16 protein-coding genes are annotated in these 16,966 nt (G+C 59.9%); 11 read left to right on the forward strand and 5 right to left on the reverse strand.

The window, feature by feature from the left end; translation table 11 throughout:
* Positions 1-84: 84 nt before the first annotated feature.
* A complete protein-coding gene (gene aguA / locus PPTH39_RS19460) occupies positions 85-1,191 on the reverse strand; it encodes an agmatine deiminase (protein WP_130872325.1) in 1,107 nt (368 codons plus the stop codon).
* Between the two features lie 284 nt (positions 1,192-1,475).
* On the opposite strand from aguA, the gene rfbB reads away from it, so the two are divergent.
* The 5 genes from rfbB to PPTH39_RS19485 all read left to right on the forward strand — a co-directional run bounded on the left by rfbB (position 1,476) and on the right by PPTH39_RS19485 (position 7,265).
* Complete coding sequence (rfbB, locus tag PPTH39_RS19465) at positions 1,476-2,558, forward strand: dTDP-glucose 4,6-dehydratase (RefSeq protein WP_095000743.1); 1,083 nt, start codon at positions 1,476-1,478, stop codon at positions 2,556-2,558.
* A gap of 17 nt (positions 2,559-2,575) precedes the next feature.
* Positions 2,576-3,448, forward strand: coding sequence for a dTDP-4-dehydrorhamnose reductase (rfbD, locus tag PPTH39_RS19470; RefSeq protein ID WP_095001084.1), 873 nt, complete (start codon positions 2,576-2,578; stop codon positions 3,446-3,448).
* 146 nt (positions 3,449-3,594) lie between these two features.
* The gene (locus PPTH39_RS19475; protein ID WP_095017781.1) at positions 3,595-5,409 is read left to right on the forward strand and encodes a sensor histidine kinase; all 1,815 of its coding nucleotides are present in this window, start codon (positions 3,595-3,597) and stop codon (positions 5,407-5,409) included.
* Complete coding sequence (locus tag PPTH39_RS19480; protein ID WP_095000741.1) at positions 5,406-6,797, forward strand: sigma-54-dependent transcriptional regulator; 1,392 nt, start codon at positions 5,406-5,408, stop codon at positions 6,795-6,797. The genes PPTH39_RS19475 and PPTH39_RS19480 overlap by 4 nt, the downstream gene beginning before the upstream one ends.
* A 12-nt stretch (positions 6,798-6,809) precedes the next feature.
* Positions 6,810-7,265, forward strand: coding sequence for a thioesterase domain-containing protein (locus tag PPTH39_RS19485; RefSeq protein WP_095000740.1), 456 nt, complete (start codon positions 6,810-6,812; stop codon positions 7,263-7,265).
* A 104-nt stretch (positions 7,266-7,369) separates the two neighbouring features.
* Here PPTH39_RS19485 and cysQ read toward each other — a convergent pair whose 3' ends face one another.
* Positions 7,370-8,197, reverse strand: a complete 828-nt coding sequence (gene cysQ, locus PPTH39_RS19490) for a 3'(2'),5'-bisphosphate nucleotidase CysQ (RefSeq protein WP_095000739.1) — start codon at positions 8,195-8,197, stop codon at positions 7,370-7,372.
* A complete protein-coding gene (gene nudE, locus PPTH39_RS19495; protein WP_095000738.1) occupies positions 8,194-8,760 on the reverse strand; it encodes an ADP compounds hydrolase NudE in 567 nt (188 codons plus the stop codon). The genes cysQ and nudE overlap by 4 nt, the downstream gene beginning before the upstream one ends.
* Before the next feature lie 87 nt (positions 8,761-8,847).
* On the opposite strand from nudE, the gene yrfG reads away from it, so the two are divergent.
* On the forward strand, positions 8,848-9,510 hold the full coding sequence (gene yrfG, locus PPTH39_RS19500; RefSeq protein WP_095000737.1) for a GMP/IMP nucleotidase: 663 nt from the start codon (positions 8,848-8,850) through the stop codon (positions 9,508-9,510).
* Between the two features lie 76 nt (positions 9,511-9,586).
* On the opposite strand, the gene lysM is transcribed toward yrfG, so the two are convergent.
* Positions 9,587-10,027, reverse strand: a complete 441-nt coding sequence (gene lysM, locus PPTH39_RS19505) for a peptidoglycan-binding protein LysM (RefSeq protein ID WP_095000736.1) — start codon at positions 10,025-10,027, stop codon at positions 9,587-9,589.
* 103 nt (positions 10,028-10,130) lie between these two features.
* Here lysM and PPTH39_RS19510 point away from each other — a divergent pair, with 103 nt between their 5' ends.
* From PPTH39_RS19510 to PPTH39_RS19530, 5 genes are all read left to right on the forward strand, one after another.
* Positions 10,131-11,018 carry a LysR family transcriptional regulator gene (locus PPTH39_RS19510; protein ID WP_095000735.1) on the forward strand — a complete coding sequence of 296 codons (888 nt, stop codon included), beginning with the start codon at positions 10,131-10,133 and terminating at the stop codon, positions 11,016-11,018.
* 94 nt (positions 11,019-11,112) lie between these two features.
* Entirely contained in the window at positions 11,113-11,952 is an 840-nt protein-coding gene (fdhD, locus tag PPTH39_RS19515; RefSeq protein WP_130872326.1) for a formate dehydrogenase accessory sulfurtransferase FdhD, read from the forward strand.
* On the forward strand, positions 11,949-14,297 hold the full coding sequence (locus tag PPTH39_RS19520; protein ID WP_095031419.1) for an FdhF/YdeP family oxidoreductase: 2,349 nt from the start codon (positions 11,949-11,951) through the stop codon (positions 14,295-14,297). Before fdhD ends, PPTH39_RS19520 begins: the two co-directional genes overlap by 4 nt.
* Positions 14,298-14,623: 326 nt before the next feature.
* Positions 14,624-15,097: a glycine zipper domain-containing protein gene (locus PPTH39_RS19525; protein WP_095000732.1), complete on the forward strand. Its 474-nt coding sequence runs from the start codon at positions 14,624-14,626 to the stop codon at positions 15,095-15,097.
* Between the two features lie 240 nt (positions 15,098-15,337).
* Positions 15,338-16,261 (forward strand): hypothetical protein, encoded by a 924-nt coding sequence (locus PPTH39_RS19530; RefSeq protein ID WP_130872327.1) that lies wholly within the window; start codon positions 15,338-15,340, stop codon positions 16,259-16,261.
* A 164-nt stretch (positions 16,262-16,425) separates the two neighbouring features.
* Here PPTH39_RS19530 and PPTH39_RS19535 read toward each other — a convergent pair whose 3' ends face one another.
* Positions 16,426-16,890 carry an Lrp/AsnC family transcriptional regulator gene (locus PPTH39_RS19535; RefSeq protein WP_095000730.1) on the reverse strand — a complete coding sequence of 155 codons (465 nt, stop codon included), beginning with the start codon at positions 16,888-16,890 and terminating at the stop codon, positions 16,426-16,428.
* Positions 16,891-16,966 lie beyond the last annotated feature (76 nt).

Consider the following 16,966-nt stretch of genomic DNA (forward strand, 5'->3'; position numbering starts at 1 on the left):
GCGGGCTTGCTCGCGATTGAATCACTGCGGTATGTCAGACAGACCGCAGCGCATTTATCGCGGGCAAGCCCGCTCCCACATCCCTCAGATTTTGTACGGCGCAGGCTGCTGCTGGGTCAGGCAATGGATATTGCCACCACCCAGCAGCAACTCACGACCCGGCACCATCACCACTTCGTGCTGTGGAAAGATCTTTTGCAAGATGGCCTTGGCCTCTGCATCCATAGGGTCATTAAAGCTCGGTGCGATGATGCCACCGTTGACGATCAGAAAGTTCACATAGGAACCGGCCAGACGCTCAGTCGGATTACGGTCCTGGCTGCCAGCCACTTTATCAACACCGTCACACTCTTCCTGGGTCGCATACATCGGCCCCGGGATCGGCATTTTGTGCACCACAAACGGCCGCCCCTTGGCGTCAGTGCTGGTCGCCAACACCTTCATCGCCGCATGGCAGCGCACGTAGTTAGGGTCACGCTCGTCGTCAGTCCAGGCCAGCAATACCTCACCCGGAGCAACGTAGCAGCAGAAGTTATCCACATGGCCGTCGGTTTCGTCGTTGAACAGGCCGTCCGGCAGCCAGATGATCTTGTCCACAGCCAGATGCGAGCGCAGCACGTCTTCGATTTCTTCGCGTGACAGATGCGGGTTGCGGTTGCGGTTCATCAGGCATTCGGCCGTGGTGATCAGCGTGCCTTCACCATCGACGTGGATTGAGCCGCCTTCAAGCACAAAACCTTCGGTGTAGTAACGCGGGCAACGTTCGATTTCCAGTACCTTGCTGCCCACTTGCTGGTCACGGTTCCACGGGAAGTACAAACCACCGTCGAAGCCGCCCCAAGCGTTGAAATCCCAGTTTACGCCGCGCACTTCGCCACTGCGGTTGATCACGAAGGTCGGACCGCTGTCGCGTACCCAGGCATCGTCGCTGGATATTTCGACCACACGAATATTCGGCACATCGAGCTGAGCGCGGGCGTTTTCGTACTGGGCTGCCGACACCCCGACGGTCACCGGTTCAAAACGCGCAATGGCCTTGGCCACAGCCGCGTGCGCCGCCTGTGCCGGCTTGCCGCCCAGGCGCCAGTTGTCCGGACGTTCAGGCCAGATCATCCACGTCTGGGTCTGCGCAGCCCATTCGGCAGGCATGTAAAAGCCGTCAGCGCGCGGCGAACTGTGCAAAGTGGTCATCTGGACTCCTGGAAAACGTCTTGGGTTTTGAGTGCGAAACAAACAGGACAGTGGACGCAGCTCAGCTTTGCGTCAACGGCGAGCACACTTATAGCCGATAAATATCGGCAACAAAAACACTTTATAAGTTTTAACGCGTATTTAAACCGTGAATAAACAGATATTAATCTGCATTTTTATCCCTACCGCTATTTTCCCGACAGCTCCCACTTGCACCCCCCGGCGCATCCCCACAAGCTATACCTCATACGTTTAAGTGCCTTCGGGGAATAAGGGATCACCACATGCGCATTTTAGTCACCGGCGGCGCCGGTTTTATTGGTTCAGCGTTGATCCGTCATCTGATCAAAAATACCGGGCATGAAGTGCTCAACCTCGACAAGCTGACCTACGCCGGTAACCTGGAATCGCTGCAAAGCATTGCCACCGATACCCGCTACGAATTCGTGCAGGCCGATATCGTCGATCAGGCAGCGGTCAGCGCGATCATTGCGCGTTTCCAGCCGCAGGCGATCATGCACCTGGCGGCCGAGTCCCACGTTGACCGCTCCATCGATGGCCCGTCGGACTTTATCCAGACCAATATCGTCGGTACCTACAGCCTGCTGGAAGCCACCCGCGCTTACTGGTTGACCTTGCCTGAGCCGGAAAAAAGCGCATTTCGCTTCCACCATATTTCCACCGACGAAGTGTATGGCGACCTGCACGGCGTCGACGATCTGTTCACCGAGACTACCCCCTACGCGCCAAGCTCGCCGTACTCGGCCAGCAAGGCGGCGTCCGACCATCTGGTCCGCGCCTGGAACCGTACCTACGGTTTGCCGGTGTTGCTGACCAACTGCTCGAACAACTACGGGCCGTTCCACTTCCCGGAAAAACTGATCCCGCTGGTGATCCTCAACGCCCTCGCCGGCAAACCGCTGCCGGTGTATGGCAATGGCCTGCAAGTGCGTGACTGGCTGTTCGTCGAGGATCACGCCCGCGCCCTGCTGAAAGTCGTGACCGAAGGTGTCGTAGGCGAGACCTACAACATCGGCGGGCATAACGAGCAAAAGAACATCGACGTGGTGCGCAGCATCTGCGCCCTGCTCGAAGAACTGGCGCCCGAGCGTCCGGCGGGCGTCGCGCAGTTTGCCGACCTGATCACCTTCGTCCAGGACCGCCCGGGCCACGACCAGCGCTACGCGATCGACGCCGGCAAAATTGAACGCGAGCTGGGCTGGGTGCCCGAAGAAACTTTCGCAACCGGCCTGCGCAAAACCGTGCAGTGGTACCTGGACCATCTGGAGTGGTGCCAGCGCGTGCAAGACGGCAGCTATCAGGGCCAGCGCCTGGGCTTCACCGAGCCCAGGGACCTGATCGCGTGACTGACCTTAAAACGCCGTTGAACATCCTTATCAGCGGCAAAACCGGCCAGGTTGCCGTTGAGTTGCAAAAGCACCTTGCCGGTCTGGGCAACCTGATTGTGCTGGGCCGCGATGTACTCGATCTGAGCCAGCCCGAGCAAATCCGTGCCCAGGTTCGGGCGCACAAGCCGGACTTGATCATCATTGCCGCAGCTCACACTGCCGTGGATCAGGCTGAAAGCGAGCCGGAACTGGCCTTTGCCATCAACGCCACCGCACCGGGTGTGTTTGCTGAAGAAGCGGCGGCCCTGGGCATCCCCTTGATTCACTACTCCACCGACTACGTGTTTGATGGCAGCAAACCTGCGCCCTACACCGAAGACGACGCCACCAACCCGCTCGGCGTATACGGCAAAAGCAAGCTGGCGGGAGAACTGGCCATCGCGGCGAGCGGTGCCCGACACTTGATCCTGCGCACCAGTTGGGTGTACTCGACCCATGGTAAAAACTTCCTGCTGACCATGCAGCGCTTGCTGCAAGAACGCCCGGAATTACGCGTAGTGGCTGACCAGATCGGCGCACCGACCTGGGCCGGCACCATAGCCCGAAGCACGCGGGCATTGATCGAGCGCTGGCAAGCCGGTGAAACCGGGGCATGGGGCACCTACCACCTGACTGCTCAGGGTGAAACTTCGTGGTTTGGCTTTACCCAGGCCATCGCCGCGCACCTGAGCGCCCAGGGCAAGGCCTGCGCGACGCTGGAACCCATTCCTGCCAGCGCCTACCCGACACCCGCAGCACGGCCGCAAAACTCGCGCCTGGATTGCAGCAAGCTGGCCCGCGAATGGCAAGTCACCCAACCCGAATGGACCGCCGCGCTGAGCGATTGCGTGGCCGAGCAACCACGCTAACGCCAATCCCCTTGTGGGAGCGGGCTTGCTCGCGATGACATCACTGCGGTCTGCCTGACAAACCGCGCCGTTTGCATCGCGAGCAAGCCCGCTCCCACAGGGTTCGTTGGGTATACTGCAACGTATTCTTGCAGCGCAGCTCAACGATGATCACCTCTTCCTCAGTTCCTCGCAGACCCCGCTGGCGTAGCCTGGCCTTATTGGCGCTGTGCCTGGCGCCTTTGCTGTGGCCGCTGCAACACCTGGCCGAGCGCTATTACCGCAGCGAACTGGCCGGGCAAAACCGCCAGACGCTCGACCTGTACGTGGCCAACCTGCTGGGCACGCTGCATCGCTATGAGGTGCTGCCGCAGATTCTGGGCCAGTTGCCTGACCTGCGCGAGCTGCTGGCTGACCCGGAAAGCCCGCAAGCCCTGAGTAAAGCCAATCAGTTGCTCAGTGAAATCACCAGCCAGACCGGCGCTGAAGTCATGTACCTGGTGGATGCTCATGGTGACACTATTGCGACGTCGAACTGGAATAAAAGCGATAGTTTTATCGGACGTAACTTTGCCTTCCGCCCCTATTTCAGCGAAGCAATGCAAGGCAAGCTCGGGCGCTTCTTCGGCCAGGGCACGACCTCCGGAAAACGCGGCTACTACTTCGCAGCACCGGTTGAGGTAGACAACCAAAAGCTTGGCGTACTGGTGGTCAAGGTCGACCTCGACCACACCGAGCGACTCTGGGGCAAAACACCGGAACAACTGTTGCTGACCGACAGCAATGGGGTGGTCATTCTCACTTCGCGCCCTGAATGGCGCTTCAGGTCCACCCGTGATCTGTCTGAGGAAGAACGTCAGGCCATTTTCGCCATTCTCCCCTACCCCACCAGCGACCCCAAGCCCCTGGCGCTCGACCCCAGTGCCTGGCTGGTACAGACACAAACCATCGACGAAACCGGCTGGCAGGCGAACATTCTTGCCCCTCGCACATTGATCGACCGCTCGGTGCGCACCGTGCTGGCCATCGGCGGCGCCACCTTGCTGGTGGTCATGCTGTTGATCGGTTTGATGATGCAGCGTCGGCGTCATTACCTGGATCGCATTGCATTTGAAGCCAAGGCCCGCCGCGAGCTGGAAATGCGTGTGGCAGAGCGCACCAGCGACCTTGAAGGGCTAAACCGGCGTCTGCGTGAAGAGGTACTGGAGCGCGAACATGCGCAACAGGAACTGGTGCGCGCCCAGGACGATCTGGTGCAGGCAGGCAAGCTGTCGGCGCTGGGCACCATGTCGGCCAGCATCAGCCACGAACTCAACCAGCCGCTGGCGGCTATCCGCAGTTATGCCGAAAACGCCGAAGTGTTGCTCGACCACCAACGTATCGACGATGCCCGCGGCAACCTCAAGCTGATCAACGAACTGACCGGCCGCATGTCCTCCATCATTGCCCACCTGCGCGCCTTCGCCCGCCGCGATCGCCACGCACCGGAAAGCGTCGCCCTGCAACCGGCGCTGGACGATGCCCTGGCGTTGCTGGCCAAGCGTCGACGCAGCATGGAAGTCGAACTGATCCGTGACTTGCCCGCCGCCACGCTCTGGGTTGAAGCCGGTGAAACACGCCTGCGTCAGGTACTGGGTAACCTGCTGGCCAACGCCCTCGATGCCTTGACCGAAAAAGGCCCGCCCCGGCGCTTGTGGCTAAGTGCCCAATCCACGCCGGAAGGCGTCACTGTGTACATTCGCGACAACGGCCCGGGTTTTTGCATGGAAGCGCTGGGCCGCGCCGGTGAGCCTTTCTATACCACCAAGACCCGTACTCAGGGGCTGGGCCTGGGGCTGGCCATTTGCGACACACTGATCCGCGCCTTTGGTGGCGAATTGTTGTTCGCCAACCACAAAGAAGGCGGCGCCTTAATTACCTTACGCCTGCGCGCAGGTGCGCCAGGTGTGAGCTTGCAAGCTTCAGAGGACTCCAGGTCATGAGCCAGCCCATCGATCCGCACGTTCAGGTCATCCTGATCGATGATGACCCGCATCTGCGCCAGGCTTTGTATCAGACCCTGGACCTGGCCGGGCTCAAGGTGCTGCCACTGGCCGAAGCCAACGGCCTGGCCGAGCGTATCGGCCGGGACTGGCCGGGTGTGGTAGTCAGCGATATCCGCATGCCGGGCATGGACGGTCTTGAGCTGCTGGCGCAACTGCATGGCCAGGACCCGGAACTGCCGGTGCTGCTGATTACCGGTCACGGCGATGTGCCGCTGGCGGTGCAGGCCATGCGTGCAGGTGCCTATGACTTTCTCGAAAAGCCCTTTGCCAGTGACGCCCTGCTCGACAGCGTGCGTCGTGCTCTGGCCTTGCGCGCCCTGGTTATGGACAACCGCAGCCTGCGCCTGGCTCTGAGCGATCGCCAGTTGCTGAGCTCGCGGCTGGTGGGGGTATCACCGGCCATGTTGCGCTTGCGCGAGCAAATCGGCGCTCTGGCCGCCACCAAGGCCGACGTGCTGATCCTCGGCGAGACCGGCTCGGGCAAAGAAGTGGTTGCACGGGCGCTGCATGATTTATCGGCGCGGCGTAACGGCCCGTTTGTGGCGATCAATGCCGGGGCCCTGGCTGAATCCGTGGTTGAGAGCGAACTGTTCGGGCATGAGCCGGGAGCCTTTACCGGCGCGCAGAAGCGGCGCATTGGCAAGTTCGAGTTCGCCAATGGCGGCACCCTGTTCCTCGACGAAATCGAGAGCATGAGCCTGGACGTGCAGGTCAAATTGCTGCGTTTGCTGCAAGAGCGCGTGGTCGAGCGCCTGGGTGGGAACCAGCTGATCCCGCTGGATATACGGGTGATCGCCGCCACCAAGGAAGACCTGCGCCAGGCCGCCGATCAGGGCCGCTTCCGCGCCGACCTGTATTACCGCCTCAACGTAGCGCCCTTGCGCATCGCCCCCCTGCGTGAGCGGGGTGAAGATGTGCTGATGTTGTTCGATTATTTTGCCGGCGAAGCCAGTGTGCGCCATGACCTGACGCCCAACGTGCTGCAACCGGCGCAGCGGGCTTTATTGTTGCGCCACACCTGGCCTGGCAACGTGCGCGAGCTGCAAAACGTCGCCGAGCGCTTTGCCCTGGGCCTTGAATTGGCTCTGGATAACTCCGCTGAAGGCCAGCCAGCAGCGGGCAATGAAGTAGCTGGCGGCTTGAGCGAGCAGGTCGAGCACTTCGAGAAAAGCCTGATCGCCGCCGAGCTTGAACGCACCCACAGCTCCATGCGCAGCCTGGCCGAGGCACTGGGTGTGCCGCGCAAGACCCTGCACGACAAGCTGCGCAAGCACGGGCTGAACTTCGACAGCGCCAGCCATCCACATCCAGATGAACTTGATTAAAGAGGCCGCAGCATGAACCGCGACAGTCGTTATCTGGAGTCAGTTCTTCATCACGACATCCCGCTGACCCGGGAAATGGGTCTCAAGGTACTGGGCTGGCAAGACCGGCAGTTGCGTCTGCAGTTGCCGCTTGAAGCCAATATCAATCACAAGAGCACCATGTTCGGCGGCAGCCTGTACTGCGGCGCAGTGCTGGCGGGCTGGGGCTGGCTGCATTTGAGCCTGCGCGAAGCGGGAATCGAAGACGGGCATATCGTGATTCAGGAAGGTCATATCAGCTACCCGCTGCCCGTGACCGAGGACGCCATTGCGTTATGTGATGCGCCAGATGATGCGCAATGGAACAGGTTTTTGGCCATGTACAAACGCCACGGCCGCGCGCGGCTGACCCTGGAAACGCGGGTAGTCAATGTTCAGGGCGGGGAAGATGCGGTGAGGTTTAGCGGGCAGTACGTGTTGCACCGCTAACTCGATTTTTGTGGGAACGGGTTTGCTCGCGATGGCCGCGGCGCGGTCTGGCTGAAAGACCACAGCGTTTGCATCGCGGGCAAGCCCGCTCCCACAGGGGTGGACTAGCGTTGTGCCAGATCCAGCAATTTTTCACGCCACGGCGCCTGCGCCGGCAACGCCAGAAACGACTGATTGAGCAGCGACTCACGGGCCGGATAACTGAACGGTTCACCATCCAGTTGCAGCACCACACCACCAGCCCCTTCCAGCACACCCTGTGCCGCTGCCGTATCCCACTGCGAAGTCGGCGCCAGGCGTGGATAACAATCAGCCGCTCCTTCAGCCAGCAAACAGAACTTCAAGGAACTGCCCACGCTGACCAACTTCAATTCGCCCAGATGCTCACTCAGCCCGGCCAGCAAGTGCTCCTGCTCAGGGCTGGAATGGCGGCGGCTGGCGACTACGGTCAACGCCTCACCCGCAGGCGGTGTGTTTCGCACGCTGATGGGCACAGGTTCATCACCCTCCGCCCGCCAGGCCCCCAGGCCCGCGCCGCCGTAGTAGCAACGACCGCTGGTGGGCATGGATACCACGCCAAACACCACACGACCCTGCTCGATCAACGCAATGTTGACGGTGAACTCTTCACTGCCGCAAATGAATTCCTTGGTGCCATCCAGCGGGTCAACCAACCACCAGCGCGTCCAACCCGCGCGCACGTCTTGCGCGATATTGGCGTCTTCCTCCGACAGTACCGGAATACTCGGGGCCAGCGCGGTGAGGCCATCAAGCAGGATGTGATGGGCGGCCAGATCAGCGGCCGTGACTGGCGAATCATCGGCCTTGGCACTGACTTCAACGCCCGCTCGCCAGAACGGCAAAATCGCGTCGCCAGCGGCATGGGCCAGTTTGATCACGCCTTCAAGCAAAGGATGGGGCAAGACACTCACGGCTGGAATGCTCCACGCTGGGTCAGCAGATCGCGGGCCAGATACAGCGCGGCCAGGGCACGACCTTCGCTGAACTGCGGGTTAAGCACCAGGCTCGACAGCTCACGCAGGTTGACCCGATCAACGCGCATCGGCTCAGGTTCGTCGCCTTCCAGATGCTCTTCGTAAAGATCGGTAGCCAGGACCACCTGAATTTTTTGACTCATATAGCCGGGGGACAGGGACAGCTCGGTCAAATGCTCGAGCTGGCGAGCACCGAAACCGGCCTCCTCCTTGAGCTCTCGTTCAGCCGCAGCCAACACATCTTCGCCCGGCTCGATCAGGCCCTTGGGCAGCGAAACTTCGTATTCATCAGTGCCGCCGCAATATTCTTCAACCAGAATCGCATGCTCAGCATCGATCATGGCCACAATCATCACTGCGCCATAACCGTTGCCGCGCCCCACCAACCGTTCGTAAGTGCGCTCTACTCCATTGGAGAAGCGCAGTTGCACTTCTTCAACCCGAAACAATCGGCTACTGGCAACAATTTCACGGGCAAGTACGGTGGGTTTTTGGCGCATAGCGGCTCCTCAATATGAACGGGGTACTATACCCCGGCTTTTCCGATTGTCTGTGTCGGAAATTTTTACCTGTGGGAGAAGTTTTGCATGACCGTTTTACCTTGGCGCGACATTGATACCGTGCTGCTCGACATGGACGGCACGCTGCTCGACCTGCACTACGACAACCATTTCTGGCTGGAGCACCTGCCCCAACGCTATGCCGAGCTGCATGGCATCAGCCGGGCGATGGCGGATCTGGAACTGACGCCGCTATTTGAAGGCAACGCGGGCCAGTTGAAATGGTACTGCCTGGATTTCTGGAGCCGCGAGCTGAAGATCCCGGTGCGCGAACTCAAACTCGAAACCGCTCATCTGATTGCCTTGCGCCCCGATGCCGATACTTTTCTGGCAGCCATCAACAAAGCTGGCAAGCGAGTGATCATGATCACCAACGCGCACCGTGATTCGCTGTCGTTGAAAATGGAGCGCATTGAGCTGGCCCCGTATTTCGAGCGGCTTATCAGCTCCCACGACTACGGTTATCCCAAGGAAAGCCCGGCGTTCTGGGATGCCCTGCAAGCAGATATCGGTTTTGACCCAGCCCGCAGCCTGTTTATCGACGATACCCTGCCAATTTTGCGCAGTGCCCGTGATTTTGGGGTGGCTCACTTGCTGGCAGTGAAACAGCCCGACAGCCAAAAAGGCCCGAAAGACACTGCAGAATTTGCTGCGCTGGGGGACTATCGCGAGTTGCTGGAAGGGCTGTGAATCTCTGAACCCGTGGGAGCGAGCCTGCTCGCGAAGTGCATTCGCGAGCAGGCTCGCTCCCACAGGGTAAAACGGTTTACTCAGGAATACGCAGCGTCTGGCCCGGATAGATTTTGTTCGGGTCCTTGAGCAGCGGTTTGTTGGCTTCGAAAATCTTGTTGTACAGATTGGCGTTGCCGTACACCTGCAGCGAAATTGCGCTCAGGGTGTCGCCCTTTTTCACCACGACAAAACGCGAAGCCACAACAGCCGGGCCGGTCACGGTGATCTTGTCTTCAACACTGGCCACGCCTGCGATATTACCCGCCGCCAGGATGATTTTTTCTTTCTCTTCCTGGGTGGCCACTTCACCGCTGACTGTCACTTTGTCGCCTTCCACGGTAGCGGTGATGTTCGGATTGCCCAAGCCCACTTCCTGTACGTGCTTCTTGAGCTCCTCGCCCGCATTGGCGTTGCCCGGTGTCAGCAGGTCGATCAATTTTTCGCCGGCTTCTTTCACAAAGCTGAAAATACTCATACATCACGCTCCTAGGTTGGAAGATCCAGACTCAAGAGCGTAGACCATCTACGCCATGTGCAAGCGCGCTAGAATCGCCCGCTGAATTGCACCCGGAGCGACGATGGACATCAAACAGCTGAAATTCCTCATTGCCCTCGACGAAACCCGACATTTCGGTCAGGCCGCCGCGCGTTGCCATATCACGCAGCCCACCCTGTCCATGCGTTTGCGCAGCCTTGAACAGGAACTGGACTTGCAACTGGTCAATCGCGGACAGCGCTTCGAAAGCTTTACCGCACCTGGCGAGCGGGTGCTGGCCTGGGCCCGTACCGTGTTGGCCGCCTACGACGGTTTGCAGGCCGAAGCCGCTGCCTGTCGCGGTAACCTGATCGGTACTCTGCGCCTGGGCGTGGTGCCGCTGTCGAGTTTTGACCCCCTGCCGCTGTTGCAGCGTCTGCATCAGGAACATCCCGATCTGCGCTTCGAATTGTCAGCACTGAGCTCGGAACAAATCCTTGAGCAACTGGCCAGCAACCGGCTGGACGTGGGTGTCTCCTATCTTGAACGCCTTGACCAGGAACGTTTTGACTCCCTGGCCCTGGGCGAAACCCGCATGGGCCTGCTATACGACCAGCGGTATTTCAACTTCGGTGACCAGCCGCTTAGCTGGGAGGCGCTGACCAGCTTGCCGCTGGGCCTGCTCAGCAGCGGCATGCACTTTCGCCAGTCCATCGACCACAACTTCCACAGCCGGGGGCTTACGCCACAACCCCTGTTGCAAACCGATGCCGTTCATCAACTGTTACAAGCTGTCCACGGCGGGCTTTGTTGCGCGGTGATGCCCCTTGAGGGTGGGCTGGAAGCCCTGACCGACCACCTGCGCCTGCACCCCATAGAAGATGCACGCACCTTGGCCCGCCTGGGTTTGATCATGCGTCGTGAGGCACCGCGCTCAGCGCTGGCCGAAGCCTGTTTCGCGCTTTATCAGAAATCACCAAGCTCTTCTTGATCGACGCCATCTATCAATAGATCAGCACTAGCGATTAGACGCGACACTGTGTCGCGCCTAGGCTTAGAGCTCAATTGATTGTCGGTACTGCCTTATGAACGCCAAGCGCCCTCTGTGCGCGGCGCCTGCTTCTGTCACGCCCGCGCCTGCTGCCAGCCAGAGCTATGACTACGTCAACCTGGACCACAGTGGTGGTGCGCAAACTGCACTGGCCGAAGAGGTCGCCCTGGCGATTGCCTATAACGGCATCAGTCAGGCCGTGATGCTGGTCACACCCACTGACCTTGAGGACTTTATCGTCGGCTTCAGCCTGGGCAGCGGCATCATTCAAGACGCCAGCGAAATCTACGACCTCAAACTGACCGGTGCAGGGTCTGCCCAATACGCTCAGGTCGAAATCGCCAGCCGGGCGTTCTGGAACCTCAAGCAGCAACGCCGCCAACTGGCCGGCACCAGTGGGTGCGGACTGTGTGGGGTGGAAGCGGTGGAACAGGCCTTGCCGGATCTCCAGGTATTGCCCGGCGCGCCTTTGCCACCGGCGCAGTGGCTGGAAGGCCTGCGCCAGCGCATCAGCGACTTTCAACCCTTGGGCCAGCACTGCGGCGCCGTACACGCTGCAGTCTATATGGACGGCCAGGGCCGGCTGCTGCTGGGTCGTGAAGACATCGGCCGGCACAACGCCCTCGATAAATTGATCGGTGCTCTGGTACGCCAGCAAATCGATCTGACGGGTGGCGCAGCAATCGTCACCAGCCGTTGCAGCCTGGAACTGATTCAAAAAGTGCTGCGCGCCGGCATCCAGACCCTGATCAGCCTGTCCTCGCCCACGGGCCTGGCGCTGCAATGGGCGCGGCGGCACAACCTCAACCTTATTCATCTGCCACAAAAAAGCGCGCCCAGGGTCTACAGCCCCGCGCAGGAGAAACAACCGTGAGCACACACCATCAAGCCGACAAAACCCCGACTCCCCGCTACAAGCCCTACAAAGGCCCGGCCGGTGGCTGGGGCGCGCTGATCAGTGTGGCGCAAGCCTGGTTGACCAGCGACAACGCACTGAAAAACCTGCGCATGATGCTCAAAACCAACCAGAACGGCGGCTTCGACTGCCCGGGCTGCGCCTGGGGTGATTCGCCGGAAAGCGGCCTGGTCAAGTTTTGCGAGAACGGCGCCAAGGCAGTGAACTGGGAAGCTACCAAGCGCCGGGTCGATGCGGCGTTTTTCGCCAAGCACAGCGTCAGCGCGCTGCTGGAGCAAAGTGATTACTGGCTCGAATATCAGGGCCGCCTGACCGAGCCCATGAGCTATGACCCGGAAACCGACCGCTACGTCCCCATCAGCTGGGATGCCGCCTTCGCCTTGATCGCCAGGCACTTGCTCAACCTGGCCAGCCCCAACGAAGCCGAGTTCTACACCTCGGGCCGGGCCAGCAACGAAGCGGCGTATTTGTACCAACTGTTTGTGCGCGCGTTTGGCACCAACAACTTCCCGGATTGCTCGAACATGTGCCACGAGGCCAGCGGCGTGGCCCTGGCGCAAAGCATCGGCGTGGGTAAAGGCACCGTGACCTTTGATGATTTCGAGCACGCGGATGCGATTTTTGTATTGGGGCAAAACCCCGGCACCAACCACCCGCGCATGCTCGAACCACTGCGCGAGGCGGTCAAGCGCGGCGCACAGGTAGTGTGCGTCAACCCGCTCAAGGAGCGCGGGCTGGAACGTTTCCAGCACCCGCAGCATCCGTTGGAAATGCTCACCAACGGCGACCGTCCGACCAACACGGCCTACCTGCGCCCGGCACTGGGCGGCGACATGGCGCTGTTGCGCGGCATGGCCAAGTTCCTCCTGCAGTGGGAGCGCGATGCCCAGGCCGCAGGCGAACCGGCCGTGTTCGATCATGCATTTTTGAATGAGCACACTGCGGGCATTCTCGATTACATCTCCAGCCTCGACGACACCTCGTGGGACCATATCGTGGAGCAATCGGGCCTGACCCTTGTTGATATCGAACGCGCCGCACGCATGTACCTCAAGGGCAAGAACGTAATCATGTGCTGGGCGATGGGCATCACCCAGCATCGTCATTCGGTGCAGACCATCCAGGAAATCGCCAACCTGATGCTGTTGCGCGGCAATATCGGCCGTCCCGGCGCCGGCCTGTGCCCGGTACGCGGCCACAGCAACGTACAGGGCGACCGCACGATGGGCATCAACGAACGCCCGCCGGTGGCCTTCCTCGATTCGTTGGAGCGTCGCTTCCAGTTCAAGGTGCCCCGTGAAAACGGCCACAACGTGGTTGAAGCCATCCACGCCATGCTTGAAGGCCGAGCCAAGGTGTTTATCGGCCTGGGCGGCAACTTCGCCCAGGCCACTCCGGACAGCCCGCGCACCGCACAGGCCCTGCGCAATTGCGCCCTGACTGTACAGATCAGCACCAAGCTCAACCGCAGCCACCTGATGCACGGCAAACAAGCGCTGATCCTGCCATGCCTGGGCCGTACCGATATCGACATTCAGGCAGAAGGCCCGCAAGCGGTGACCGTGGAAGACTCGTTCAGCATGGTCCACGCCTCCAATGGCCAGTTGCAGCCACTGTCCAGGCAGATGCGCTCGGAGCCCGCAATCATTGCCGGCATTGCTGCGGCCACACTGGGCACCCACCCGATTGACTGGAACTGGGTCGTCGCTGACTACCGACGCATTCGCGACTTGATTGCCGACACCATTCCCGGTTTCAAGGACTTCAACACGCGCATCGAACACCCGGGCGGCTTCTATTTGGGCAACTCGGCCGGTGCGCGACAGTGGAACACGCCGTCCGGGCGCGCCAACTTCCGCCCCAACGCACTGCCTCAAGACCTGGTAGATGCCCGCACCCGCGCCACAGGCCGGCTGCCCGACCTGATCTTGCAGTCCATGCGCTCTCACGATCAGTACAACACCACTATCTATGGCCTCGATGACCGCTATCGCGGGGTCAAGGGCCAGCGTGATGTGCTGTTCGTCAACGAAGCCGACATCATCCGCCTGGGCTTCAAGCCGGGGCAGAAGGTCGATATCGTTTCGATCTGGGATGACCGGCACGAGCGCAGGGTGAAAAATTTCACCCTGCTGGCGTTTGATATTCCTGCCGGGCAAGCTGCGGCGTACTACCCGGAGGTCAACCCGCTGGTGCCTCTGGAAAGCACGGGCGATGGCAGCCATACGCCTACGTCCAAGTTCGTGGCGATTTGCCTGGAGGCAGCCAGCCCGTCAACGCTGATCATGGCTAAGGCCAGCTGAGCACTTTTTGTTCGTTTGTGGTGGGAGCGGGCTTGCCCGCGATGGCATCTCCGCGGTTTGACCGTCATCCCGCGGTGCCTGAATCGCGGGCAAGCCCGCTCCCACATTCAAGCAGCGCGCCTCTGAACTGCGGCCACAAAAAAGGCCGTTTTCCTACGAAAACGACCTAACCGAACTAGCTAACAGACCCTCGAAAACAGATTAAGTTCCCTAGTAAAAACAACAACTTATAGAATTGTGTACAACTCGTGCTACTCGTCGGATTTCGATTGTCACCAACCGCTTGCAGCCTCAGGATCGCGCCGTCATCTCTTTGAGGCTCATCCATGAAGCTCACCTCGATTCTCTTGTTGTCCCTTGGCCTGGTCAGTGGCGTAGCCTCGGCCGGTGGCACCACCGAAGCCGGTGTAGGCGGCGCATTAGGCGGGGTTCTTGGCGCCGTTGTTGGCCAACAGCTCGGCGGCTCGACCGGTTCTGCGATTGGTGCAGGTGTGGGTGGTGCGGCAGGTAGTGCCGTAGGTGCCGACAAACGCAGCCGTGGTGAAGCCGCCATTGGCGGCGCACTGGGTGCTGCAGGCGGTAACGTGCTGGGCCGCAGTGTCGGCGGCAGCACAGGCGCACTGGTGGGCTCGGCCGCTGGCGGTGGTGCCGGTGGCGCGCTGGGCAACTATATGGGCAATAAAAGCGACAGCGACGATCGCCGCTATCGTGACCGCGATAACCGTCGCTACTACCGCGACGATCATCGCGGCCGTGGCCACGCGTATGGCCATCGCAAAAACAAGCATCGTCACGACTGATGCGTACAACGGGAGCCGAAAGGCTCCCGTTTTTTTTACCTGCGCCTGCTCCGGGCAAATTGTTTCAATGCATTACGCCCGCCTGTTTTGCCCCTGATCATGCAATCTGCATGCACCGAAAAAACCAACCATTTGCAAGCCATTGAAAGATATGGAATTACCTGCAACACAGGGTTGGCACATCCCCTGCAATTACCTGAATGAACGCTGCACTTCCTACCATTCAGGAGCACAACAACAATGATCGGGACAACTGAACACTATCCCGCAGCCCTGCAAGATTCCTCCGGTCAATCCGGTGTTTCCTGGGCCGCCATCTTTGCCGGCGCCGCCACTGCTGCCGTCCTCTCCCTGCTGCTGCTGATGCTAGGGGCGGGGCTTGGGTTTTCTGCGGTTTCTCCGTGGGCCAATGAAGGGGTGGGCGCCAAAGGCCTGGGTATTACCGCCATCGTCTGGCTGGCCGTTACCCAGATCATTGCTTCCGGCATGGGCGGTTATCTGGCCGGTCGTTTGCGGGTCAAATGGACCAACCTGCATGGCGATGAAGCCTACTTTCGCGACACCGCCCATGGTTTTCTGGCATGGGCCGTGGCCACGCTGGTAACCGCTACCCTGGTTGCAGGCTCGGTCAGCAGCGTGATCGGCAGCGGCGTTCAAGCCGGGGCCAGCGTAGCTTCAGGCGCCGCAACGGCGATCAGCAGTGCAGCCGGCAGTGCCGCAGCCAACAATGGCGACAAAGGTTCGGACTATTTTATCGACAGCCTGTTTCGCGATGACCGCGGCACCGCTGTCAGCGAAGACGCAGCCCATGGCACCGTGGCCCGCATCTTCGCCCACAGCCTGGCCAATGACGGCCAATTGAGCAGTGAAGACCGTACCTACCTGGCCCAAATCATCGCCCAGCGCACCAACCTCAGCCAACCTGAAGCCGAACAACGGGTCGACCAGGTCTACGCCAAGGCCCATCAGGCTGTTGAAGAAGCCAAGGTAAAAGCCAAGGAAGCCGCTGATACCGCTGCCAAGGTCGCCGCCTGGTCCACCTTGTGGATGTTTATCACACTGCTGATCGGCGCTTTCTTTGCCAGCCTGTGCGCCACCTTCGGCGGCCGTCGCCGCGATGCCGTGACGTATCTGACCCCCACCATCACAACCCCGCTGGTTTAACCCGGGCTATTCGTTGACTGGAGAATAAAATGCGCTCACTTCTGCTGTTTTTCCTCGGTATTCCAATTCCGATCATTATTCTGATTGCGTTGTTTGTTCACTGATAACAGTGCGCAAACCCAGCCGACGGCCTTCCTTGAGAAGGCCGTTTTGTTTTCCGGGATTCAGACCGGCAGGCAGGTGGTGGACTTGATCTCGGACAACGCCACAATCGAATTCACCTCTTGAATGCCCGGCACCATCGACAGTTTCTCAAAGAAAAACCGCTCGTAGGCTTCGATATCAGCCGTCACGATACGCAGCAGAAAATCTACCGCTCCCATCAGCACATAGCATTCCAGCACTTCGGGGAAACCGCGGATCGCGTCAGTAAACTCGGTGAAGTTTGAGCGACCGTGTGCATTGAGTTTGATCTCGGCAAAAATTTGCGTATTGAGGCCGATTTTCTTGCGATCGAGCAAGGTGACCTGGCCACGAATGATGCCCTCGTCCTTCATCTTCTGGATCCGCCGCCAGCAGGGCGATTGCGAAAGCCCCACCTTCTCCGCGATCTGCGCGCTGGACAGCGAAGCGTCCTCTTGCAGCAGCGCCAATATGCGTCGGTCGTAAGCATCCAGCTCGCTTTGCATAAAAATACCCATTAATGAATAAGCTGAGACTTGTTCGAGTCTATTTATCGTCAATTCAAAACATCTTAGATAAAAA

The organism is Pseudomonas bubulae (assembly GCF_900618535.1).
Taxonomy (GTDB): Bacteria; Pseudomonadota; Gammaproteobacteria; order Pseudomonadales; family Pseudomonadaceae; genus Aquipseudomonas; species Aquipseudomonas bubulae.